The sequence below is a fragment of the Patescibacteria group bacterium genome, from assembly GCA_034659915.1.
Taxonomy (GTDB): Bacteria; Patescibacteriota; WWE3; order JAUXAW01; family JAYEID01; genus JAYEID01.
In genome coordinates this window covers 110,118-131,809 of sequence record JAYEID010000013.1, presented here as the reverse complement: position 1 = coordinate 131,809, position 21,692 = coordinate 110,118, and the positions used below count along the sequence as shown (strand labels likewise).

Here is a 21,692-nt window from a genome sequence, read left to right as displayed (position 1 = left end):
ATTTCTCTTAGAAACTCAAAAGCACATAAACAAATGAATTCATTCCAAAGGGGGAGGTCATGCGAGATATTAGCAAGTTTATTGCGCAGATGGTCTGGAGCCCAAGTAGTATTCTCCAGATACTGGGTTGCGCCCGTAAGTTTTTCCTAGATCGGATAATGAGGGTGGTTACCCCAGCACCTTGGTACCTACCTTTTGGGGATGCTTGCCACAAAGCAACTGAAGCCCTCCACATTGGTTCCGGCGCCAACAGGGGTAAGTTTGAACCCACCCCAGAAAGGCCGTTCTTTTTCAAATCCAAAGAGTCATTTGGCGGATTTTGGAAATGGCGCTGGAAAAGAAGCATTGAAGAATACCGGAAGCGGTACGGGGATGTAACCTGGCAATACGAAGGACAGTACTGGAAACTTATGAGAACGGGAGAAGAATTGCTTACTGGTTCCCCGGACAACATTGGTTACTGGGACCGCTTTCTAAGCTTACCCCAAAGCCTTGGTTTGGGGCCTGTTGAAATCTTAGAAGTAGAGTACACACTCCCTACGGTTGAGCTGTTTGAAAGGTACCCCTTTACCGGGCGTATCGATCAGCTTTGGCACCTACCCCAAAGAGATATGCTAGCAATTGTTGACATAACCACAAGCCGGCTCGAAAACATCAAACTACTGCAGATTTCCGCCTACATTGAGGGCCTAAAAGCAGTCCTTTCTAAAAAGCCGGAAGTGGCTGCGCACTTTGGCAACCTACCAATCATGGGTATAGTTTGGTCACTAAGAAGCGGTGAATTGCGAAAACTCGAAAGCTATAACCGCCAAAGGTTAGAGGGACAGTTCGCAACTGCTCAATCCGTACTGCTAGAGCAAAAATGGACACCTATAGACAACGACCACACCTGTAAATACTGTCGGTTCAACTCTGTTTGTCGGAAAGAACCTTTTGAATCTTTGGAAACAAATGTTGGAGATAAAGGAGGAAATAGTCCGCCAACTGTAAAACCAACAGAAGGAAAAGAAGAACCTAAATCACCCGAACAACTCAAGCTCCCCCACAATAGAGAAGACGGAGGTTGGTTCCGGGGCTGGAAAGTACGCGGTGACAAGCCTCCTAAATAGATTCCGAACAAAATCAAAAGCCCGAGTTCTGGGTCGCGGTCTGTACCGCACCTCAGCCCTCGGGCTATTTCTTTGCAAACGACAACTCAGTTGTCGTTTTTGACTAAGTGCCAAAGCCAAGAAGCTACGTCCTCTGGGCGCTTGGGTAGGTTAAGAGCTTTTTGTGCAAAGGGAGAAAAAATCCCCAGCTTCCGCCAAGCAATTCTCCCCACCTGCTCCTTAGTTGCTCCCAAACCAAACATCTGCCAAGCAGCGCTGTAAGCGCGCCAGGCATGTTGATAAGCCCCTGCTTCCGCAATGTAGGGCTCCGATGCTCCGGGAGGAAAAACCCCCTCCGTAATCGCAACGCCTTCCTCCGGCAAGTAAGCCTCCAGAGAAGAAAGAAGCTCTTCTTCCAAATCCCGCGGAAGATCCACCTCTTTCTTATTCTTGGGGGACCGAGATTCACCTACGCGCACTTTTCGAACAATCCTGTAAGGCACTTTTTTCATCCCCCGCCTCCTCCAGCATTTTCAATCGCTTCTCCCAGTGCTTCTGAACCTCCGCGTCCGCTCCTCCTGGAAGGCTGCGCAACACACTCAGAATCTCGTGTACCCCGCAGATTCGATCTCCCAATTCAAATCTACTCATATTCATTAGGGCCTCCTAGAGGTCCAACTTTAGCTGGCTGGCCCCCGAGCTTGGTTCGGATTTCTTCTGATCACGGGATTCTGCTTCTTTCTCCGCGATAACAGCATCAATCCGATCCAGCTCTCGGTCTATGTCCTCCATACTGTAAGGGGACAGACCCTCTTGCGCCCGCTCCAAGCGACCTTCCACCTCCCGGCGGTATCCTCGGAGCTCGGAAATGCTCATCTGACGAAGTGCTGCTTTAGTACGCATAGCCACTCTCAGCTCCTTTCTTGTAAACCTGCCAACCTCGAACGAAATCTTATTCCAGTAGCTTAATTATATCCTATATCTGTAGATATTACAAAATAAAAGAGCCTGAAGGCTTTTTTCGAACACCCTCAGGCTCAAATGCTACCTAGTTATCATTTTCGCGGAAACGCATTAATACGTCACAAACCCAATCCGGGTCAACTTGATTTGCCTTGCGAAGAGCGCACTTAAGGGAACAACAATAGTAATATGAACTATTACTATTTCCGTCCAAATCAGGTACTAAAAAGGGCTTGCGATTAACAATAAAGTTCCCGCAACAATTACAATGCCCAAAGTAAAGCTCATTATCACGACAATTACAGCGGTACCATTGCAACAACTCTTTTAGTATCACATACCCTCACCACCCCTCAAAGAGACCATTAAATGAATAGAAGAAACACAACCAAAGCCAAAACTATTCTATAAACAGCAAAGGGTACTAGACCTATATTATCCACCAAACCCAGAAAAAATTCAATAGCTATAAAACCAAAAAGAAAAGAAGACACAAAACCCGTAACCAGAACCGAAAAAGAGGTATCAAGCGACGTCAAAGTAAAAAGACCCCAGAGTCCCGCTCCCAAAACTACCGGCGTTGCCAAAAGAAATGAAAAACGCGTTGCAGATTGGACAGTCAACCCCGAAAAAAGTCCCGCGGAAATCGTAATCCCCGAACGGGATACACCCGGAATCAGTGCCAAAATCTGCGAAAAGCCAATCTCCAGAGATGGTATAAGTCGTAACTCCTCCAAAACACGTAGTCCAACTGTATCAGCAATAATCATTATTAAAGCTACAATTAAAAGCGCACCAGCAATTATTTTTGGGGAACGCAAATTTGCTCCCACCCAATCGTTTAAAAGAATCCCAACCATACCCGCCGGAATAGAAGCCAGAACAAGAAAAACAAGTTGGCGAGAATCAGCCGAAAACTCAGAGAATGGAATCTGAACTACAGCATCCGTAAAAACACCTTGTTTTAAATCCGTAAACAACGACGTAAACATCCCCCACCATTCTTTACGAAAATAAAAGAGAACAGCAATGCCAGTTCCTAGATGCAAGAAAGCGTCCAAAGCCAAAGACTGCTCCTTCCAACCAAAGACCTTGGGTAAAAGAATAAGATGCCCCGAAGAGGATACCGGAAAAAACTCAGTTATGCCCTGGACAATACCTAGTACAAAAGCTTGAAAACTATTCATGAGTTGGGTATGGAGGTAACTTTGCCTCCATCTTAGCCATAAAACTACCAATAACCTTGTGGTTCACCACAAATCTAGCAACAAACGCTGCAAACAACCCCAACCCAAAACCACCAACAACATCGAACCAACGGTGGACAAACGCCCACACTCTGCCTGCGCCTACAGACAGCGCAAAAGCCAACAGAACCAAACCCAAAAGTTTATTATCCACTAAAACAGAAAAGGCAATAGCAGCACTAGCAGCTGCATGCTTAGAAGGAAAAGAGGTAGTTCGAAATCTAGAGTTCTGCTCCAAAAAAAAGATTGGAACTCGTGGAGAAGTCTCTGCTAATTCAAAAGGTCTGAGTGCCGGAAATACAATCCCAACCAACAATGAAAGTATGTTAGCAATAAGTACAGCTAACAAGGCTTGAAAAACAACACTTTTTTTTCCCTTAAGCCAAAAGTAAACAAGCGGCAAAAGGAAAACAAACACCAAATATTTGCCTATAGCTAAAATTAAAAAATCAGCCACAACTACTTCCGCGAGAAAAATGCGTACAAAAGAATAAAAAATTGGAAAAGCCTAAAGATGCTCCAACCTCTTGTTTCTTTATTGGAACAAAAACCTTAGAAACCCCTTTTTCAAAAGATTTTAGAGACTTGTCAACCGAAGAACGCGTTGTTTGATTATAAACCACCAATCCTCCGGACGAAAGTAACTTCTTAGTCTTTTCAAAAAACTCTATTTTTTTGAACTTATCTGGAAAATTACCACCTTGGAACACATCAACAAAAATAAGGTCGTAAGAAGAAAAGCTAAGCTCATAACGATCTGGATTATCTACCACGTCAAAGGCGTCCCCCTGAACAATATGCAAACCCGGAACCTCTGCCAACCCAAAAAACCTTTCCCCCACTTCCAACACAACTGGATCAAGCTCCACCCCGTCAATTCTAGAATTGGGAAACTTTTTACAAATAAAGTGAGCTACTGTACCCCCACCCAAACCTAAAATCAAAAATTTTTCCAATCTTTTACCCTGATACTCGTACGCTATATCAACCACCCGCGACCAATAACGCTGACCAATATTAGAAGCATTCTTATCAACAGACTGGCGAACACCATTAACCAAAAGCTGGCGCTCACTCCCAGCCTGAACAACTTCAACTGTTCCATAAATAGGTGATTTTTCCCGAAATAAGACCTGAGGAAAGATTGATTTTAGTAAACTCATGTTTAGCAGGATTATTCTGCAATAGCTATTAACTTCGACCTACAATTTACTTGGGACAGGCTGAATCACTCCCATTTCCACCATAGGTTCCAAAGCTTCTGGTATCAATACCGAACCATCCTCTTGTTGGTAGTTCTCTAAAATAGCCAAAACTGTCCTACCAATAGCAAACGCAGTACCGTTCAAGGTATGAACAAAATCTTTCTCACCTTTTTCATTTTGGTATTTTACATTAAGCCTTCGAGCCTGAAAGTCTGTACAATTGCTGGCAGAATGCGTCTCCCGATAACAATCTTGTGAAGGGAACCAGGCATTAATATCATACTTTCTAGCTGCTGGAGCACCCAGGTCACCAGTACACATTTCTGTCACTTGGTAAGGAATTTCTAGTTCTTGCATTAGGTTTTCTTGCACAGAGAGGAGAAAGTCGTGTTCCTCCTCGGATCCTTCCGGATGGGTAAAAGAAAACATCTCTACCTTATCAAATTGATGAACTCGAAAAATACCCTTAGTATCTTTGCCATAGCTACCAGCCTCGCGCCGAAAACAAGTAGAAAAAGCAACATAACGCCGTGGCAACGTACCCTCCTCCAAAACCTCATTCATATGCATAGGACCAACTGCTTGCTCCGAAGTCCCAATTAAATAAAGCTGGTCTTTTTCAAAATGATAAGTCTCCTGCTCACCGCCATGTTCCAAATAACCCATGGCACGCATGGCTTTATCATTTATCATTACGGGTGGAATTACAGGAAGAAAACCCTCCCAAAGAAGGTTCTTTATTGCTAAGTCAACTAAGGCAAACTCCAACAAAACTGCAGCTCCTTTTAGATAACCAAAGCGGGCTCCGGAAACTTTAGCTGCCCTTTCTTTATCTATAATTCTCAAGCTTTCGCCTAGCTCCCAATAAGGCTTAGGTTCAAAATCAAAATCCCGTGGCTTACCCCACTTTTTAACCTCAACATTTTCTTCTTCACTTTCCCCCCGAGGAACATCTTCAGCAGGCATATTTGGAATTTGTTGCCAAACTTCCTTAAACCTTTCTTCAACCTCCCGAAGCTTTGGTTCAAGTTTTCTTAGCTGATTCTTTAACTTTTTAGCTCTCTCAATATCATCTGCAGATGGCTTTTCCTGAATATTACTAATTTCATTTATCTCATGCCGCAGTTTTTCTACCTCTTGCAAAAGCTCACGCCGTTCTTTGTCCAACTCAAGAGTTTTATCAACCAAAGAAGGATTAGCTTGCTTGGCTTGTAAACCCCTCCGCACCGTATCTGGATTGTTACGAATAAAATCAATATCTAGCATCTAACTGCCATAGTAGCACACCAAAAAAGTATAGAAAAGAAAAAAAGAAAAAAAGAAAAAAGAAAAAAGAAAAAAGAACCAGATCAACTTCTAGACCCTAAACTAAACTCATACTCACGTACTAGTATGTTAGTATAAAGATGCGACCATCCTAATTACTACTAATAATCTTAGAAAGAGGTGATAACCGTGCCGCGAGTTAAAGTTAAGTTGCCAAAAGAAAAAAACAAAGAATTTCCCTGGATGAACGAGGAAATGAAGGGGTTCTTCGTTGCGGCCCTCAAAACACAAAACCTTCGTGATCAGGCCAAATTTTTTCGTGACATTCTTACGGATAACGAACTTAGAATGTTGGGTCTGCGCTGGCATATTGCCGAAAAACTCTGGCAAGAGGAACAAACATATGAACAAATCGCAGAAGAGTTGGAAACAACAACTACTACAGTTACCAAAATTGCAAAGAGGCTATACTTCGGTGAAGGGGGTCTGGAATTGGTATTAAAGATTCTATATCCCAAAAAGCCAGACAAAGATGAACTAGAAAAAGACGAAATGCGAAAAATTGAAGAAAAAATGAGTTCACGAGAAAAACTAGCAAAAACCGGAATTCCTTTTTGAAAGAACAACTATATACCCAATTGTAAACAGGCAGCGTGTTATAGAATGTTAACATGTGAACGTACTAACATGTTAGTACGTTCATATAAGCCAGGGTACAAACACAAACCTAGTATCGCACTAAGAGCAATTTAAAGTTTATGAAGAAGTAAAGCGGAACCAAGAACTGTAAAAAGTGCGGCGGCCCAGCGCTGTTCCACCTTTTCTTTTAGCCACCAGGAAGCGAGAAAAAGAGAAACAAACGTACTAAGCGAAAACAGCGGAGTAACAAGACTTAACTCTGCACTTGTTATCGCAGTATAAAAGCTTGCGTAACGAATGCTTATCACTAACGAAGTGAGAACAGCCAAGGGGAGCCTTACTTTAGTAAATAATACTAGATTACCAAAATTACCCCGGGCAATAAGATAAGCTAAAACCATCAAAGAGGGCAAAAAGAACTGAACAAAACTGTAGGTGGTCGTGGCAAAGTAAGGAGTGGCTTTTTTATCAAACACACCGGCAATGTTAAAAAAGATTAGAAACAAAAAGTAAAACCGGCAATTTCTGTCCCGAATTAGTGCTTCTAACGATCGGAGAAAATTCTCCCCCTTTTTCAAAAAAGCTAAACCAAAAACAACAAGCAAAGTTCCCAAAACTTTTGCCCAACTAAAACCTTCTCCGAGTAAAACTACCGAAAAGAGTAAAGTCAAAACCGGACCTAAATTACCCAAAGGCGCAAGTAAAGAAACCTCCCCCTTCTCAAATGCCTTGAACATAAAGATGTTTCCCAAGCCATAAAACACACTCGCTAAAAAAGGAAAAAACCAGACCGAAGAAAGAGACGGAACTTCACGCACAAACGGCAAGAAAAAAAGCGCGCTAATAAATTGAAAAAGAAAGGCAGGAAGTTCGCCACGCGGCTCATCACGACCAAGTAACCGCAAGGTAATAGAAGCTAAACCACTAGAAACTATGACAACAAGAATAAATATATACATAAAATGCTTCGTATCAAGTTAAATAAAATTGTAATATACTAACATGCTAGCATGTTAGTACGTTCATATAGAACCTTTGGCATCTTTTAGTACCCTAATAAAGGAGAGTCGCCTTCACAATCCCAGCTGATCGCGGTCTTGTTTCATTGCAGAGAGAACAATACCAACAAAGTCTTCGAGGGGAATTCCGAGCTTTTCTTCGCAAAGAACAATTCTTTCCCGGTCAGCACCAGCTGCAAAAGAAGAGGAATCAAACTTTTTCATTACTGACTCCACCGAAACACCTTCTAATTTAGTGGGGTGAACTAAAGCCACAGCAACAACAAGGCCAGTCAAGTCATCACAAGCAATAAGCGACCATTCAAGCTTGCTCTGCGGTTCTGTATGTGTATATTCACAATTATGTGCTTTTATAGCCCGAATTATCTTTTCCGAAACACCCTCTTCCTCCAACTGCTCTGCTAAAACCAAAGTGTGATTTTCTGGATCATTTTTAGTTTCTTCATAATCCGCATCGTGTAAAAGTCCGACAATCTCCCATGCTTCGACAGGCTCAGTACAAGTTTCTCCTTTTTCCTCAAAATAGTTATGAAGGGCACGCATAGCAGCAGCTACTGCATAATGGTGCTTTCGGAGGTTTTCGTTTTCAATATTTCCTTTTAAAATCTCTAAAGCACGTTCCTTGGTAATCATTGCAATGTAAGGACATTCTAACAAAGAAAAAACACCTCTAAAAGGCTCTCCTCCTAGAGGTGCGCAAGGAAAATTGAGAAGTCATTACTTGACCTACTTGACCAATCTCATTCCTACCATTTAATCAAAAAGAGCACAAGGACAAAAGGTAGCATTACCAAAATAGCAAGCAGAACCAAAAATGTCATTAAAAAAGCACCAAACCACAGAAATAGCACAAAGCCAAGGTTCAATACTGGTAAAAACGCAACGACTTTGCGAAAAAAAGAAAGCAAGAAATATTGCCTAAACCAGGATGTAACCACAGCACTGGCAAGGGAAACAATTACGCTAAGAATACCCCAAAGAAAGGTACTCACTAACGTAATTGCAGCAATCTCCAAACCCCAGCCCACATCCCGAAGAGCGCTAATCCAATAACCACTACTAAGTGTACCTGCGAAAGCAATTCCTAACAACAAACATCCGCCCAAAAACGACAAAATACTCAAAACTGCCAAACTTGCATGAACAATGGCATCCCCACCTAAATCCTCTTGCCTAGACATCACCACCAACCTCCTCTTCTAACAGGATTTAACCTGCATCACTAGAAAAATTATAGCAGTTTTCAATAAAAAACTCACCTTAAAACTACTTTTCAGGACGCATGAGGTTAAAGAGAATTAGAGAATTACATCCCGAATTGAATGATAACAGCCCTCGCAAGACCCGTCCTTGCTAGGTAGCATTCTCATGCTATTTCTCTGGGCGCATCAACGGAAAAAGGATTACATCCCGAATTGAAGGCTGATTGGTAAGAATTGCTGTTAACCTATCAATTCCCATCCCCCACCCCGCAGTAGGAGGCATACCGTATTCTAAAGCCTCAATGTAATCTTCATCCAGAGCTTCATGCTCCTCTAAACCCTTTGCTGCTAAACCTTCCTGCTCTTCCCAACGTTCTCTTTGATCCTGAGGATCATTTAACTCGCTGTAAGCTTTAATCAACTCATATCCTGAAACCAACAGTTGAACACTTTGGATTTTAGAAGGATCGTCCGACATTCTTTTTGCAAGGGGCATAAGTTCGGCTGGATGTTCAATTAGAAATGTGGGCTGAACTAAAGTTGGTTGGCAGTACTCTTTATAGAGGTTATCAAGAACAGCACCGTAGCCCACCGCACCTTCCAAATCAATAGACAAGTCTTTCTCCTTAAGCTCACTAAGAAGCGCTTTCTCCGTGGTTACTTTGTCTATATCAATACCAGTCTGTTCCAAGACTAAATCGCGATAGGTTATTCGGTTCCAGGGCGAAGTAAAATCAAGTTTCTCCTCCCCAAACTCTACTTCCAATGAACCGCAAATTTCCTCAATCACAGAACAAAGCATCTCTTCTATAAAATCCATTAAATCTTCGTAATCCGCATACGCCCAATAAAACTCAATTTGAGTAAATTCCGGACTGTGTTGCCGATCAATACCCTCATTACGAAAATCTTTGGAAACTTCATAAACTTTTTCAAAACCCCCCACAACTAGCCTCTTAAGATAAAGCTCATTAGAAATCCGGAGGTAAAAATCTGTATCCAAAGCTTCCAAATGAGTTACAAAAGGTCGAGCAGAAGCCCCGCCATAAATAGGCTGAAGAATAGGAGTCTCTACTTCCATAAATCCATGGTTGTCTAAATACTTTCGGAGCAAGGTCAGAATCTTCGTTCGCTTTCGGAAAACCTCCCGTACTTCGGGATTCATAATAAGGTCTAAGTATCGTTTTCGGTAACGTTCTTCTTTATCTTTAAGACCATACCATTCAGAAGGAAGGGGACGAATAGTTTTAGAGAGGAGTTTCAAATCTTCTACCAGTATAGTAAGCTCACCAGCCTCAGTTTTAAAAAGCTCACCTCGTACCCCGATAAAGTCTCCTAAATCCAAAAGGTTTAAGTTGTTGAACTCCCAAGGACCTTGGGGATTAAATCCATCTTCTCTAAAACAAACCTGGATTTTTCCACTTTCGTCATAAATATCAACAAAAACTATTCCACCGTGACCGCGCGTAGCACGGATTCTTCCAACCGCCACTACTTCTGAACCCAAGTCTTTCTCCCTCAACTCTTGGTTGGAAATTCTAGAATCAAAAAACTTCCAACTAGCGGGATAGGGATCAATTCCCAAGTCTCTTAATTTTTCCAATTTTTCTATACGAACGCGCTTAAGTTCTTCAATTGGCTGCGGCATGGAGTTAGTATAACACTAAGCAAAGGGGAGAGACAACGCTTAAAGCTCCTGCTGTAACGCTGAAAGTTCAGAGGTAAACTGATCCATCACTTGGTAATCTTCGTATTTTGCAAAAAACTCCTCTGCTTCTTCTTGAGTGCCTTCCGACATAAGGTGAGAAAGCACCCCTGCCAAATTATCTACTGCCAAGAAAAGTTCCTCAAAATCTGGCTTAATAACACCATCCTTTACCTCCAAAGCATCTTGCTCACGGAAAAAGTTAAAAGCAACCATGTATCCTCGAAGATACGCCCGAATACCCTTACTGCTTTCACGGCGAAGCCAGCTTTCAAAAAGCCAAGAAATTAAAATCATTAAAAGCTCTTTAAAATCTTTCTGAGTCAAAATACCTTTTAGAACATGAAAAGTACAACCTTTTAGACCAACAATTGTGGCATGCAGCTCCTTCACTGGAGTATACATATCGCCTAATCTATTTACTGTTCCGGGATACTTTACAATAGCTTCCGTGATTTCATGAAGCATTGTCCCCCGAATTGCGTTGTCCAAAAGGCTCTCCCTCGAGTGTTCTTCTACAATATCCTTTGGAAATACCCTTTCCAAAGCACCAATGGTTATTTTCCCCTCCCGGTACCGAATATTGTCAGTGTAGATAATAATTTTTGTTCCGTATTTTTCGACTTTTTCTGGATCATTTGGCAAATTACTCCCTACGGGGCGCAGCTTAGCATGCCATCCCGCAAGCGCTACTACATCATCTACCCTAACTTTTACTGGCTTCCGCTCCTCTTCAGAAGGTCCCGCACACGAAGAATAAAGATTACGGATAACCTTTAAATAGTCTTGGGGGTTAAACTTGGGATCGTTGCTTGTTACGCGAATATTTGCCTGGAAAGCACATTTAATAGAAAAGAGGTCATCGAGGTAAGGTTCAATTGGTCCAATAACAATATCAATTTTGTGACCGTTCATCTCAAGCCATTTGTCTTCGCTCTTATCCCAACTGCCATCACGAAAAGACTGGGCACGTAGCTTTAAAAACTCTGCAAACTCTCTATCCTCCGAAGCTTTTGCTGCCTCTTCCAAGAGGGTAGCAATTTTCTCCATTTCTTCACTGTACATTTTGTGGTAAGGAATTGCCACCAAATTCCCCTTCTCACCTCTTTTTACCATAGTATAAGGGCTTAAAATAGCTGGGTCCTCTTCCGCTGCTGCTCTAATCTCTTCCCTACTAGCATTATGGGGGTAAAAATTTGCCCCAGGATGATTGTTGTCCTCTTGTCGAGAATACAAGATACCAATTAACTTAGCTGCATCAACCAATTTACCCAAAACCTTTTGCTCACTTTCCGCAAGCTTTGATTTATCGTAATTCAAATCTACAAAGTAGTTTGACATAATTAATTAACAGATAAAACCTTATAAGTAGCTCCTCTAACTATAGAACCTCCCGCTTCAACTTCTTCACCAGGCTTAGCACCCAAAAGTGCTTCCCCCACTGGAGATTCATAAGAAATTTTACCATTAACAGGATCTGCTTCCAACGAACCAACAATTTGGAATTTGTCCTTCTCCCCATCTACCTTGACTTCCACAACCGATCCTAGTTCAACCTTATCACCCGAGCCTCCTTCAATTAATTCGTAATTATTAAGGACATTTTTCAGCTCCTCAATTTCTTCCTCCGCTTGTTGCTGGCGACTAATTGCATCTCGAAGACCAGGATTTTCGGTAGGGTCTGGCTCTTCTTCCTGAGCAACTCTTAACTCACTTCGCACATCATCCATAACATTTTCTTCCAAATGCTCCAGCTTTTCCTTAAATTTTTCCAACCCCTCTGGGGTTAAATAGTATGTTTTTTCTAAATTTATCATTCAATCCCCTTTACAATATAAGTTATTCTACCACCTGGAGTTTCTACTTCAACCCGCTCCCCCGGAGCTTTACCCATTAGCGCTTGCCCCAAGGGCGACTCATAGGAAATCTTGCCCTCAGTTGGGTTTGCCTCCTCGGCACCCACAATAAAAAACTCATGATTCTGTCCTTCCAAATAAACTTGCACTTTGCACCCTAGGTCGACTTTACCACAAGCATCATTACTACGCTCAACAACTTTGGCCTGCCGCAAAACAGTCTCAAGTTCATCAATCCGCCGCTCTACAAACACTTGCTCTTCCTTAGCTGCCTTATATGCAGCGTTTTCCGAAAGATCCCCTTGCTCGCGAGCTTCGCGAATTTTCTCAGCTATTTCTTTTCTTTTCTCCTGAGTTAGTTCTTCGTACTCTTCTTTCAGTTTTTTGTACCCTCCCGGGGTCAAAATTTTCTTCTGCTTTTCTTTCATTGCTATCATTGCTATCTAAATTACTAACCATCCCCTTTAAAATAACCACTGTTTCAATAAATTATCACAAAACCACCTTACCCCCTCTAGGGAACTCTATTATTCTGAAAAACGGAAACAATTAACGCTACTTTGTAAGACGGCTTATGATTATTAATTCAAGGTGGAAGAGAAAGTACTTCCGGATAAAAAATATAACTCCTCTAAGTAGCCAATTGCTTGGCAGTGGATAAAATTAACACACCAGTCTAGAATTGTCAAACTTAAAAAACAACGAGCAAAAACCTAACAATTATATAGTTTTTCACTGTGGTTTTTACTACACGGAAAGGCTTTACCAGAATCTTAGTTCTATCTCCCCAAATCAAAAATTTACAATACACCTTCTGATGGTGGCCCCAACGGGAATCGAACCCGTGTTTCCGCCTTGAGAGAGCGACGTCCTAGGCCACTAGACGATGGGGCCACTAAACCTCAATTTACACAAACCTGACCAAGCAAGGTTATTATACCATACCTTCAACACCCTTCCTCAAGGAAACAGTTGTTCTACCTTTATCTCCTCTGATAATATTAGGTTGTAATGACTTTTAAAATAGCAAACTCTGTAAAAATTGGGGCTTTCTTAACATTGCTCAGTACTTTCTTTATAGGAACAGGACTTTGGATTTTTAAGGAAGAGGGTAATCTCTTGCCCCAGTTTGCGCAAGAACACAAAGGAACAATTTTTGGAACTCAGTCTGATCTTCCCTCTAACTGGCCCGAGGATATACCCATCCCAAATTACTACCAGCTAATACAGGCTACTGAAAATCAAAGCCAGAACCAGCAAAGGATTCATCTGATTCTAGAAACAGAAAAACCAGTTGAAGAAGTTCTAAATTTTTACAACAAAGAATTGGAAAAGAACCGCTGGAAAGGTGTAAAGACCTTTCAACCAAGTGGTGGAGAAGCCTGGATATACCAAAAAGGAGGAAGGGATTTAGAACTAATAGTAGTCCGAGATCTAAAGGAAGACAAAACTCTCACTTTCCTAAAAACTACCCTCTAGCTCCAGAAAAATACCTAACACGTTACATGAATCAACGCGTTTACCCTGTTACCTTTTTCTCTCAAAGCATTGAAATTCTCAATAGCTTTGGGTGTTATTTTGGCAATCAAGTCAACTTCAGCATCTTTAACCTCTTTCCGTACACTATCCGGAATGTGAAGCACACCAGTCTGCCCCGTACCAATAACCAAGAAAGCAGGTTTCTCATCTAACAATTTATCCAATTCCTCAGGAGCAATTTTATGCCCAGTACCGTAGCGCTTGTGCAACACATCCAAATCACGGGGAATAATTTCCTCGCCCACAACCAGGACATCTTTATACTGTTTGCCATTAATAGTTACACTACCAAACTGTGTAGAATCAAACCTAACACTCATAATCTCTATAAAAATAGTAACACAAAAACCACATCTCCCAACACTTCTAGACCTCCGAGGTATCTTAGAGCTGCGGGGACAGGAACAAGAAGAGATGATAACTTAATAGCTCTTTTTTACCCCTCAAACACCATTCCCATAGGATCCTAGACCTCGGAGGTCTATTACGGTTGTTTTGATAGGGTGGAGGGGTTATCGATTCTTAGGGCAAGTTCACGTAAAATATATTTAATGGACTGCCACAGTAGAGAACGGAAAATTTTACACCTGGATATGGATTCTTACTTTGCTTCAGTAGAGCAACAGCAAGAGCCTTCGTTACGAGGAATACCAATTGGTGTTTCAGGAAAGCCAGGAACCAGAACTGTAGTGGCAGCAGCCTCACGCGAAGCAAAACCTTTTGGTGTTAAATCTGGAATGCCTACCTGGGAAGCAAAAGAACTTTGCCCCCAGATCCGGTTTGTGCAAGGTCATATGGAAAATTACCAAAAGTGCAGTAGAACCTGGCTTCAAATTATGCGAGAGTTCTCCCCTATTCTAGAAATATTTTCTATTGATGAAGCTTTCCTCGATATAACCGACACGGTTGAAAGATTTGGCGGAGAATTAAAGCTAGCACAACAAATAAAAAAGAAGATTAGGAACCAGCTGGGAAAATATATTACAGCTTCTATTGGTATTGCACCTAATAAAACCTTTGCTAAACTAGTCTGCCAAAAAGTAAAACCAAACGGTATTTTTATCTTAAAAAGGAAAAATATCCCAGCTCTACTTAAAAATACAATCCCAAAAGAAATTTGTGGCATCGGTTCTAAAACTGCAGCTAAGCTGGAAAAAATGGGGATAAGTTCTCTTGCTGAACTAGGCAACTATCCATTAGAAAACTTAAAAGCGGTGTTTGGTTCAAGCGCACAAAACTTGAAACTATTTGGACAGGGAATTGATAACGCGCCTGTTGTACCCTACTGGCAAGAAGAAAAGGAAAAATCAATCAGCCGCTCTTTTACTCTACCTAAAGAGGTTTCTACCTTTGAGGCTGCAAAGCCAGTCCTCTTTCGGCTTGCAGAAAGGATAGCCAGAAAGATGCGAAACAAAAATGTTTTTGGAAATACAATTACACTGCAACTTAGAAATCTAAATTTTAAAACCCAAACTAGGCAAAAATCAATCTCTTATTATACTCAAGATGCGAGAGAAATATTTGCTACCTGTGTAAAACTTTACAAAAAATTTAAGGGTTTTGAAAATATAAGACTGGTAGGAATCCGTGTCTCTAACCTAACTAAAGAAAAAAACATGCCGCAAAACATGTTCAAAACTAATTGGCAAGAGCTAACCAAAACAGTAGATAAAATAAACCAACACTTTGGCGAAAAGATTGTCCATGCTACATCCCTCCCTGCCAACAAAATCCTTAAACCACCAATCGGTTATAATCAAGAAAAGGTCAAACCTGTATAAGCTAAAAGCTCCTAAACTGCTTGACAATAAAGCCCAAATATGGTGTACTAATAATCACGTCAATTGAAAGGTTATGAAGAGGAGAATGGGCCTCTTCCGCCCCGATCCCCCCAACTGGTGGAGTCGGGACAGGCTGAAAGGCGAACAGGTAAAACTAAGTAGCTTTCTCCGGCAGCTATCCGTTACCAAATAGCATACCGTTGTTGTCCTTCTACTAAAATCAGGACAAAGTCGGTACAAAGGTTCAACTAGTAATAGTTGGATAAAATAAGGTGGCAACACGTTTCTTTACGAACCGTCCTTATAACAAGGGGCGGTTTTTTTGTTTTATACCCAACCTTCTTCCTCAAACTTAGCACAGGCTAATTATTAGTGTATAATCAAAAAGGAAATCATCATGAATAGCAAAAAAAGAATACTAACAGGTGACAGACCAACGGGGAAATTACACTTGGGGCATTATGTTGGCTCGCTTAAAAACCGAGTGCGGTTGCAGGATGACTACGAGTGCTTCTTCATCATTGCCGACTTACACACCTTAACCACAGCCCCAGAAAAGGAAAATTTAGAAAAACTTCCCCAAAATATTCACGAAATGGTTTTGGATTACCTAGCAGTAGGAGTTGACCCAGAAAAGTCAACAATCTACGTTCAATCTCAAATCCCCGAGGTTACTTATCTGTCCTTACTTTTTTCAATGCTGGTCAGCGTCCCCCGTTGTCAGAGAATACCAACGCTAAAGGAAGTAATGCGCGATTTAAATATTAAGAAACCTTCCCTAGGTCTACTTACCTACCCCGTACTACAAGCAGCAGATATCTTAATGGTCCGCGCTGATCTTGTGCCAGTAGGAAAAGACCAGCAATCTCATGTAGAGCTAACCCGAGAAATTGCACGGCGCTTTAACAATCTCTATGGTGAAACCTTCCCCGAACCAGAACCTTTAATTGGTGAAGTGCCCACCCTAGTCGGCCTTGATGGTAATGCAAAAATGAGTAAATCGTTGGATAATTGTATTTACCTTTCTGATAAAGCAGAAGTTGTAGAAGAAAAGGTTATGGGTATGTACACGGACCCTAACCGCATCCATCCCACAGATCCAGGCAAAGTAGAAGGTAATCCTGTATTTATATACCACAACGCTTTTAATCCCGAAAAAGAGGAAGTAAAGGATTTGAAAGAAAGATATAGGAAAGGTAAAGTAGGAGATGTAGAGGTAAAAGAAAAGTTAGCCCGAGCAATAAACGAATTTCTTGACCCCATTCGAGAACGGCGTAAAAAATACAAAAAACAGCCAGAATTAATTGAAAAAATCCTGAATGAGGGAACAAAAAAAGCTCGGGCCGAAGCCGCAGAAACTTTAAAACTAGCCAAAAAAGCCATGGACCTAGACAAAGTCCTACCTTCATAAACACTGTAAGAACAGGCTTCCAAAGGCTAAGCCTTTGTAGGGTTGTAGTTATAACATTTCTAGTTGTATTTTTATGGACATCCTCCAAAAGCTAAAAAAACGTGGGTACATAAGCCAGACCTCGAATGACGAGGGGGTTGCCTCTTTACTCGCAAAGGAAAGGGCTACAATTTATCAAGGATTTGACCCTTCGGCGGACAGTTTCACCCTAGGACACCTTATGCCACTGATGATGCTTCACCACTTACAAGAAGCCGGACACAAGATTATATTTCTCATTGGCGGGGGTACAGGTAAGATTGGAGATCCCGCCGACAAGGCATTTTCGAGAAAATTATTAGACCCTGAGACTGTTGCCGAAAACGCGGAATCACTAAAAAAACAAGTTGAAAATATTGGATTGATTAGTTTTGATAGTGAAAACAAGGCTTTAATGCTTGATAATAATAAGTGGCTCTCGAAATTTCGATTTCTAGATGATTTCTTACTCAAAGTTGCCCGCCACTTTTCAGTTAACGAAATGGTTAAAATGGAAACTTTTTCCCGGCGTTTGGAATCAGAAAGCCATCTTTCCCTGCTAGAATTTTGTTACCCTGTACTTCAAGGGTGGGATTTTCTATATCTTTTTGAAAACCACAATTGCAAGATCCAGGTTGGAGGCAACGATCAATGGGCAAATATCTTAGCCGGCGTTGATCTTATCCGCAGGAAACATGGTGAAGATGCGTTCGCAATTACCCACCCATTAATAACCACACCAAGTGGTGAGAAAATGGGAAAAACTGCTGAAGGAACAATTTGGTTGGATCCAGAAAAAACTAATCCATTTGATTTCTACCAATATCTTCAAGGAGTACCAGACGAAATTGTTCCCATTATGCTAAAAACCCTAACATTTTTACCATTAGAGAAAATAGAGGACCTTCTCAGAGATCCGCGAGAAGCGCAAAAGAAGTTGGCATTTGAAGTTACAAAACTTGTCCACGGAGAAGATACTGCAAAAAAAGTAGCACGCGACACAAAGAAAATTTTTGGAGAAGAAGAAGGAAAAATAGAAGCAGTTCCCACCTTTAAACTCCCAAAAGAGGGTTTAGAACTAGATGAACTCCTAAAACAATCCAGTGCCCTACCCTCAAAGAGTGAATCGAAGCGCCGCGTCCAACAAAACGCAGTGGAAATAGACGGAAAAAACATAACTGATCCCAAAACCTTGATCGCCAAACCATGCCTAATTCGCTACGGCAAAAATTCTTTCCTCAAAATTACCCAGGGCTAAGGCTCCTCTACCCAGCCACAAGCCTAAACCCTTTAACCTATCATGAAAGACAACACAAAAAAAACAACTGCATACCAAACGCCACCGCAGGAGAAGCCCCAGGGGCTAAGGAATGCGGCGGTATACGGCCAGCTAGAGTAAAATGAGCATTACCAAACTGAAAAACAAAATTAAGAAATATAACCCCAATGCGGATTTTGGGCTAGTTGAAAAAGCCTACAAATATGCACAAAAAGCCCACGAAGGGGAAGAACGTTTAAGCGGGAAACCGTTAATTGAACACTGCCTGGAGGTTGCCCACCTTCTCGCAGATATAAAAATGGAGAGTACAGCCATTGCTGCGGGACTTCTCCATGACACAATTGAACACGAAAAAACAACCAAAGAATCACTACAAAAAAACTTTGGGAAAGAGGTAGCCGAACTTGTTGACGGGGTTTCAGTAATTAAAAAAGTAAAAACCAAAACAGGCGGCTGGACCCAAACCGAAAATTTTAGAAAACTTCTTTTGGCAACAGTCAAAGATATCCGCGTAATGCTCATCCGACTGGCAGAAAAAGTACACAGCTTAAAAACAATAGAAAGCTTACCGGAAGAACTACGCGAAGAAACAGCCCAAAAAGCTCTTGATATATACGCGCCAATTGCTGAACGCCTGGGCGTTTACTATTACAAATGGCAGTTGGAAGACTGGGCTTTTAAGTACCTTAACCACAAAGCGCACACCGAAATTCAAAACTTCCTAGAAGAAACCAGAGAAGGCCGCAACGAATATATTCAAAAGGTGCGCAAAAAGATAAGAAAAGAATTGAGAAAGCAGGGAATCAACGCAGAAATTTACGGACGTCCTAAACACTTTTACAGCATTTATAGAAAAATGCAGAGCGAGAAACAAGCAGGAGAAACAAGCCGGGAATACCTGAAAAGATTGCACGATGTCCAAGCTTTTCGAATCCTTATAAACACAACTGATGAGTGCTATAAAACTTTGGATATTGTATACAATTTTTGGGAACCGGGGGAAAGGTTTAGCGATTATATCGCCCATCCCAAACCAAATGGATACCAATCTCTTCACACCACTGTGTTTTGTGAGGAAAACAGAATCGCCGAATTCCAAATCCGTACGTGGAAAATGCACGAATACAACGAATACGGTCCCGCCTCACACGCCTTTTATAAAGAACTAGGAAGAACAAAAGGAAGCCAATTAAGAGCACCAAAGGAATACACATCCTGGTTAAAAGACTTAGTTAAATGGAAAGAAAAAACACGAGGAAATAAGGAATTCGAAGAAGCACTTAAAATAAATGTTTATACAGATAGGGTCTTTGTACTCACACCCAAAGGAGATGTTTTAGACTTGCCTCAAGGAGCAACTCCTATTGATTTTGCCTACAAGATACACTCTGATCTCGGAAACAGCTGCACTGGAGCAAAGGCAGATGGAAAATTAATTGCGGTAGATTCCAAACTGCAAACCGGACAAGTAGTAGAAATCCTCACCGATAAAAGCCGTAAAGGACCCTCACCTGATTGGTTAAATTGCGCTAAGACCAACGAAGCGAAGAGTAAGATTAAAAAGGCGCTAAAAAGAGGTAACTAGTAATTCGTAACTGGTAACTTGTAATCAGAAAAAACTAAACTGAATAGATAAAAATAGGCCCCCGGAGGTTAAAGAGGCAACCTCTCATTCCTTCCCTACTAAATACACAGCTCGCCAAGGTTGGTAACTGCTATAAAAATTATCTTCATGCAAAACTTCCCCACCCCGGGTCACTTTTCTTTTCACTGTAACCCTAGCACCCCAAGCTGCCCAATCAACCTGCTTTGTTTCTCCCGGTTCTAGTGATTCATCTTCAATATACTCTGGCTCCGGGGGAGGGGTCTGAGAATGAATTATGGGACCCACAATATTAACAGTACGCCCATCAGAAGTACCATAGAAAGAAAACTGCAAGGTAGAGGTAGATGGGTTGTAATAACGTTTGATTAACACATGAGCTGGGGTATCATTTTCAAACTTAACATCTGGCGAGGGGGAATACACAGTAGCATCAAACCCCGGTCCCTTATCCTGCTCGTAATAGTGAACTCGGTAGGCGTGTGCTGCGCGCTCCACAATTGGCAACCCCGCATTTAGAGCTGCCCGGAACATAGTAGTTGAAACCTGACAAACTCCACCACCCACCCCTAAAATAGTACGCCCATCCTTTATAACATAGGAGGTCTTGTATCCGGTTTCTGAGCTTACGTCACCCAACGTCTCATTGAAAGAAAAAGTTTCGCCAGGAGGAATCAAAATACCATCCAGCCGGGACGAGGCAAGGTCAATATTATGAATTCTACCCAAACTAGAACCGCTAAAATTGGAAGATCCTGTTCCTAATAAAGAACGAATTCCATACTGATTTGCATTAGCCTGTACATCCTTAACTTCCACCGGCAATTCAACTTCGCTTTTCTCGAGATCAAGAACAACTTCCGAAACTACTTGTTTTGCCTCTTCTTCTTTCAAGTGATACCCTGGCTGGGGTAAAGCAAAATCAATAACACGCCCATCCTGAAGCTCAAAAGTACCGCCGCGCATTGGTTGGTTTATGGAGGCTGCTAAGGAGGAAACAAAAGAACTAAGCCCCTCCTCATTAGTAGTAATTTGTATTTTGTTTGGATTTTCAGGTGCTACTTCGAAATCCAAAAGCTTAAGAATTTCTTGCTCAGACAGGGTCCAAGTGCGAGATCCAAACGTAAGCTTGGGCGAGGAAACCAACAGTTCCGCTACCTCAACCTCTAAATTTTCCAGATCTGCTTTAGTGTAGTCTGGCTCCACTTCTTCTATTGGTAATTCTTTTTGAGAAAAGTCAAGCTCCTGCGCCGCCCGCAAGATCAGTTCTTGGAAGCTATTCTCATCAATCTCGTAACCACTCTCACCAGGTACAACTTCCAAAGAACCCTCAACCAGTGCAAAATAGGGATTCTCCTTTGGCTTGCCAACATCAGCAGCAACTTCAGACAAAGTAGCGGAAAAAGATTGTTCGTCAATGGAAGCTACTGGTAGAAGTGAAACTCCCGCCGTACCAGCCTGAAACTTATCCTTAGTTGTCTTAAAAACATGACCACTTCTTCCAAAAGCAAATGCTTTTTGGGCAGAAGAGGTTGCATCATAACGAACACCCCATTCATACATACTCTTAGAAAATACCTTATCCTGATAAGAAAATTGCAAATTAGCAGATTCCAGTTCCACCAAACGCGGTTTTAGTAGAGATAGTGTTTGGCGTTCACTCTTATTACTTAAATCCAAACCCAACATTCGCACTCCAGGAATAGTTTTCCTAGCGTAAGCTAAATGATACGCAAAGAAAATTATTGAAAAAGCTAATAGCAAGGAACTAGAAAAATAAATCCAAAAATCCCGCGTAAGAAAAATTTGTAAAAATGACTTCAGACTTTTTTTCAACTTCTTTAAAATCATATAGGCATGGTACCATAAAC

The 21,692-nt window shown here is 41.6% G+C and carries 22 protein-coding genes and 1 tRNA gene; 7 read left to right on the top strand and 16 right to left on the bottom strand.

All coding sequences use genetic code 11. The annotated features are described in order from the left end of the window. The first annotated feature begins 59 nt into the window (after positions 1 to 59). Positions 60 to 1,109 (top strand): PD-(D/E)XK nuclease family protein, encoded by a 1,050-nt coding sequence (locus U9M98_02480; GenBank protein ID MEA2020562.1) that lies wholly within the window; start codon positions 60 to 62, stop codon positions 1,107 to 1,109. 86 nt (positions 1,110 to 1,195) lie between these two features. Here U9M98_02480 and U9M98_02475 read toward each other — a convergent pair whose 3' ends face one another. From U9M98_02475 to serS, 6 genes are all read right to left on the bottom strand, one after another. After that, entirely contained in the window at positions 1,196 to 1,600 is a 405-nt protein-coding gene (locus U9M98_02475; protein MEA2020561.1) for a hypothetical protein, read from the bottom strand. Positions 1,601 to 1,754: 154 nt separating this feature from the next. Further along, positions 1,755 to 1,991, bottom strand: coding sequence for a hypothetical protein (locus U9M98_02470; GenBank protein MEA2020560.1), 237 nt, complete (start codon positions 1,989 to 1,991; stop codon positions 1,755 to 1,757). A gap of 425 nt (positions 1,992 to 2,416) precedes the next feature. Then, positions 2,417 to 3,238 carry an undecaprenyl-diphosphate phosphatase gene (locus U9M98_02465; protein ID MEA2020559.1) on the bottom strand — a complete coding sequence of 274 codons (822 nt, stop codon included), beginning with the start codon at positions 3,236 to 3,238 and terminating at the stop codon, positions 2,417 to 2,419. Then, on the bottom strand, positions 3,231 to 3,755 hold the full coding sequence (locus U9M98_02460; protein ID MEA2020558.1) for a phosphatase PAP2 family protein: 525 nt from the start codon (positions 3,753 to 3,755) through the stop codon (positions 3,231 to 3,233). The genes U9M98_02465 and U9M98_02460 overlap by 8 nt, the downstream gene beginning before the upstream one ends. After that, complete coding sequence (locus U9M98_02455) at positions 3,748 to 4,461, bottom strand: hypothetical protein (protein MEA2020557.1); 714 nt, start codon at positions 4,459 to 4,461, stop codon at positions 3,748 to 3,750. Before U9M98_02455 ends, U9M98_02460 begins: the two co-directional genes overlap by 8 nt. A gap of 39 nt (positions 4,462 to 4,500) precedes the next feature. Beyond that, complete coding sequence (gene serS / locus U9M98_02450; GenBank protein ID MEA2020556.1) at positions 4,501 to 5,769, bottom strand: serine--tRNA ligase; 1,269 nt, start codon at positions 5,767 to 5,769, stop codon at positions 4,501 to 4,503. A 210-nt stretch (positions 5,770 to 5,979) separates the two neighbouring features. Here serS and U9M98_02445 point away from each other — a divergent pair, with 210 nt between their 5' ends. Next, the gene (locus U9M98_02445) at positions 5,980 to 6,387 is read left to right on the top strand and encodes a YerC/YecD family TrpR-related protein (protein MEA2020555.1); all 408 of its coding nucleotides are present in this window, start codon (positions 5,980 to 5,982) and stop codon (positions 6,385 to 6,387) included. Positions 6,388 to 6,518: 131 nt separating this feature from the next. Here U9M98_02445 and U9M98_02440 read toward each other — a convergent pair whose 3' ends face one another. From U9M98_02440 to U9M98_02405, 8 genes are all read right to left on the bottom strand, one after another. After that, positions 6,519 to 7,367, bottom strand: a complete 849-nt coding sequence (locus U9M98_02440) for an EamA family transporter (protein MEA2020554.1) — start codon at positions 7,365 to 7,367, stop codon at positions 6,519 to 6,521. A gap of 114 nt (positions 7,368 to 7,481) precedes the next feature. Further along, positions 7,482 to 8,060 carry an HDIG domain-containing protein gene (locus U9M98_02435; protein MEA2020553.1) on the bottom strand — a complete coding sequence of 193 codons (579 nt, stop codon included), beginning with the start codon at positions 8,058 to 8,060 and terminating at the stop codon, positions 7,482 to 7,484. Between the two features lie 113 nt (positions 8,061 to 8,173). Then, a complete protein-coding gene (locus tag U9M98_02430; protein MEA2020552.1) occupies positions 8,174 to 8,608 on the bottom strand; it encodes a hypothetical protein in 435 nt (144 codons plus the stop codon). Positions 8,609 to 8,798: 190 nt separating this feature from the next. Continuing rightward, entirely contained in the window at positions 8,799 to 10,277 is a 1,479-nt protein-coding gene (gene lysS / locus U9M98_02425; GenBank protein MEA2020551.1) for a lysine--tRNA ligase, read from the bottom strand. 39 nt (positions 10,278 to 10,316) lie between these two features. Then, on the bottom strand, positions 10,317 to 11,675 hold the full coding sequence (locus tag U9M98_02420) for a hypothetical protein (protein MEA2020550.1): 1,359 nt from the start codon (positions 11,673 to 11,675) through the stop codon (positions 10,317 to 10,319). Positions 11,676 to 11,677: 2 nt separating this feature from the next. Continuing rightward, entirely contained in the window at positions 11,678 to 12,151 is a 474-nt protein-coding gene (locus tag U9M98_02415) for a GreA/GreB family elongation factor (protein MEA2020549.1), read from the bottom strand. Next, positions 12,148 to 12,618: a transcription elongation factor GreA gene (gene greA / locus U9M98_02410; GenBank protein MEA2020548.1), complete on the bottom strand. Its 471-nt coding sequence runs from the start codon at positions 12,616 to 12,618 to the stop codon at positions 12,148 to 12,150. Before greA ends, U9M98_02415 begins: the two co-directional genes overlap by 4 nt. Before the next feature lie 390 nt (positions 12,619 to 13,008). Next, positions 13,009 to 13,084: transfer RNA gene (locus U9M98_02405), tRNA-Glu, on the bottom strand. A 117-nt stretch (positions 13,085 to 13,201) separates the two neighbouring features. Between U9M98_02405 and U9M98_02400 the strand changes: the two genes are divergently transcribed. Continuing rightward, positions 13,202 to 13,669 carry a hypothetical protein gene (locus tag U9M98_02400; GenBank protein ID MEA2020547.1) on the top strand — a complete coding sequence of 156 codons (468 nt, stop codon included), beginning with the start codon at positions 13,202 to 13,204 and terminating at the stop codon, positions 13,667 to 13,669. A gap of 14 nt (positions 13,670 to 13,683) precedes the next feature. On the opposite strand, the gene U9M98_02395 is transcribed toward U9M98_02400, so the two are convergent. Further along, positions 13,684 to 14,049 carry an Mth938-like domain-containing protein gene (locus tag U9M98_02395; GenBank protein MEA2020546.1) on the bottom strand — a complete coding sequence of 122 codons (366 nt, stop codon included), beginning with the start codon at positions 14,047 to 14,049 and terminating at the stop codon, positions 13,684 to 13,686. Positions 14,050 to 14,280: 231 nt separating this feature from the next. Between U9M98_02395 and dinB the strand changes: the two genes are divergently transcribed. The 4 genes from dinB (at position 14,281) to U9M98_02375 (ending at position 19,803) form a co-directional block, all read left to right on the top strand. Continuing rightward, positions 14,281 to 15,510 (top strand): DNA polymerase IV, encoded by a 1,230-nt coding sequence (gene dinB, locus U9M98_02390; protein ID MEA2020545.1) that lies wholly within the window; start codon positions 14,281 to 14,283, stop codon positions 15,508 to 15,510. Positions 15,511 to 15,907: 397 nt separating this feature from the next. Next, positions 15,908 to 16,921: a tryptophan--tRNA ligase gene (trpS, locus tag U9M98_02385; protein ID MEA2020544.1), complete on the top strand. Its 1,014-nt coding sequence runs from the start codon at positions 15,908 to 15,910 to the stop codon at positions 16,919 to 16,921. 73 nt (positions 16,922 to 16,994) lie between these two features. Then, positions 16,995 to 18,197 (top strand): tyrosine--tRNA ligase, encoded by a 1,203-nt coding sequence (tyrS, locus tag U9M98_02380; protein ID MEA2020543.1) that lies wholly within the window; start codon positions 16,995 to 16,997, stop codon positions 18,195 to 18,197. A 142-nt stretch (positions 18,198 to 18,339) separates the two neighbouring features. Next, positions 18,340 to 19,803: a RelA/SpoT family protein gene (locus U9M98_02375; protein MEA2020542.1), complete on the top strand. Its 1,464-nt coding sequence runs from the start codon at positions 18,340 to 18,342 to the stop codon at positions 19,801 to 19,803. Positions 19,804 to 19,887: 84 nt separating this feature from the next. Here U9M98_02375 and U9M98_02370 read toward each other — a convergent pair whose 3' ends face one another. Then, positions 19,888 to 21,672, bottom strand: coding sequence for a VanW family protein (locus U9M98_02370; GenBank protein ID MEA2020541.1), 1,785 nt, complete (start codon positions 21,670 to 21,672; stop codon positions 19,888 to 19,890). Between the last annotated feature and the right edge of the window lie 20 nt (positions 21,673 to 21,692).

Coding starts and splice junctions, on each gene's coding strand:
- U9M98_02480 (MEA2020562.1), top strand. CDS start 60: ATGCGAGATATTAGCAAGTTTATTGCGCAGATGGTCTGGAGCCCAAGT.
- U9M98_02475 (MEA2020561.1), bottom strand. CDS start 1,600: ATGAAAAAAGTGCCTTACAGGATTGTTCGAAAAGTGCGCGTAGGTGAA.
- U9M98_02470 (MEA2020560.1), bottom strand. CDS start 1,991: ATGCGTACTAAAGCAGCACTTCGTCAGATGAGCATTTCCGAGCTCCGA.
- U9M98_02465 (MEA2020559.1), bottom strand. CDS start 3,238: ATGAATAGTTTTCAAGCTTTTGTACTAGGTATTGTCCAGGGCATAACT.
- U9M98_02455 (MEA2020557.1), bottom strand. CDS start 4,461: ATGAGTTTACTAAAATCAATCTTTCCTCAGGTCTTATTTCGGGAAAAA.
- serS (MEA2020556.1), bottom strand. CDS start 5,769: ATGCTAGATATTGATTTTATTCGTAACAATCCAGATACGGTGCGGAGG.
- U9M98_02440 (MEA2020554.1), bottom strand. CDS start 7,367: ATGTATATATTTATTCTTGTTGTCATAGTTTCTAGTGGTTTAGCTTCT.
- U9M98_02435 (MEA2020553.1), bottom strand. CDS start 8,060: ATGATTACCAAGGAACGTGCTTTAGAGATTTTAAAAGGAAATATTGAA.
- U9M98_02430 (MEA2020552.1), bottom strand. CDS start 8,608: ATGTCTAGGCAAGAGGATTTAGGTGGGGATGCCATTGTTCATGCAAGT.
- lysS (MEA2020551.1), bottom strand. CDS start 10,277: ATGCCGCAGCCAATTGAAGAACTTAAGCGCGTTCGTATAGAAAAATTG.
- U9M98_02420 (MEA2020550.1), bottom strand. CDS start 11,675: ATGTCAAACTACTTTGTAGATTTGAATTACGATAAATCAAAGCTTGCG.
- U9M98_02415 (MEA2020549.1), bottom strand. CDS start 12,151: ATGATAAATTTAGAAAAAACATACTATTTAACCCCAGAGGGGTTGGAA.
- greA (MEA2020548.1), bottom strand. CDS start 12,618: ATGAAAGAAAAGCAGAAGAAAATTTTGACCCCGGGAGGGTACAAAAAA.
- U9M98_02400 (MEA2020547.1), top strand. CDS start 13,202: ATGACTTTTAAAATAGCAAACTCTGTAAAAATTGGGGCTTTCTTAACA.
- U9M98_02395 (MEA2020546.1), bottom strand. CDS start 14,049: ATGAGTGTTAGGTTTGATTCTACACAGTTTGGTAGTGTAACTATTAAT.
- dinB (MEA2020545.1), top strand. CDS start 14,281: ATGGACTGCCACAGTAGAGAACGGAAAATTTTACACCTGGATATGGAT.
- trpS (MEA2020544.1), top strand. CDS start 15,908: ATGAATAGCAAAAAAAGAATACTAACAGGTGACAGACCAACGGGGAAA.
- tyrS (MEA2020543.1), top strand. CDS start 16,995: ATGGACATCCTCCAAAAGCTAAAAAAACGTGGGTACATAAGCCAGACC.
- U9M98_02375 (MEA2020542.1), top strand. CDS start 18,340: ATGAGCATTACCAAACTGAAAAACAAAATTAAGAAATATAACCCCAAT.
- U9M98_02370 (MEA2020541.1), bottom strand. CDS start 21,672: ATGATTTTAAAGAAGTTGAAAAAAAGTCTGAAGTCATTTTTACAAATT.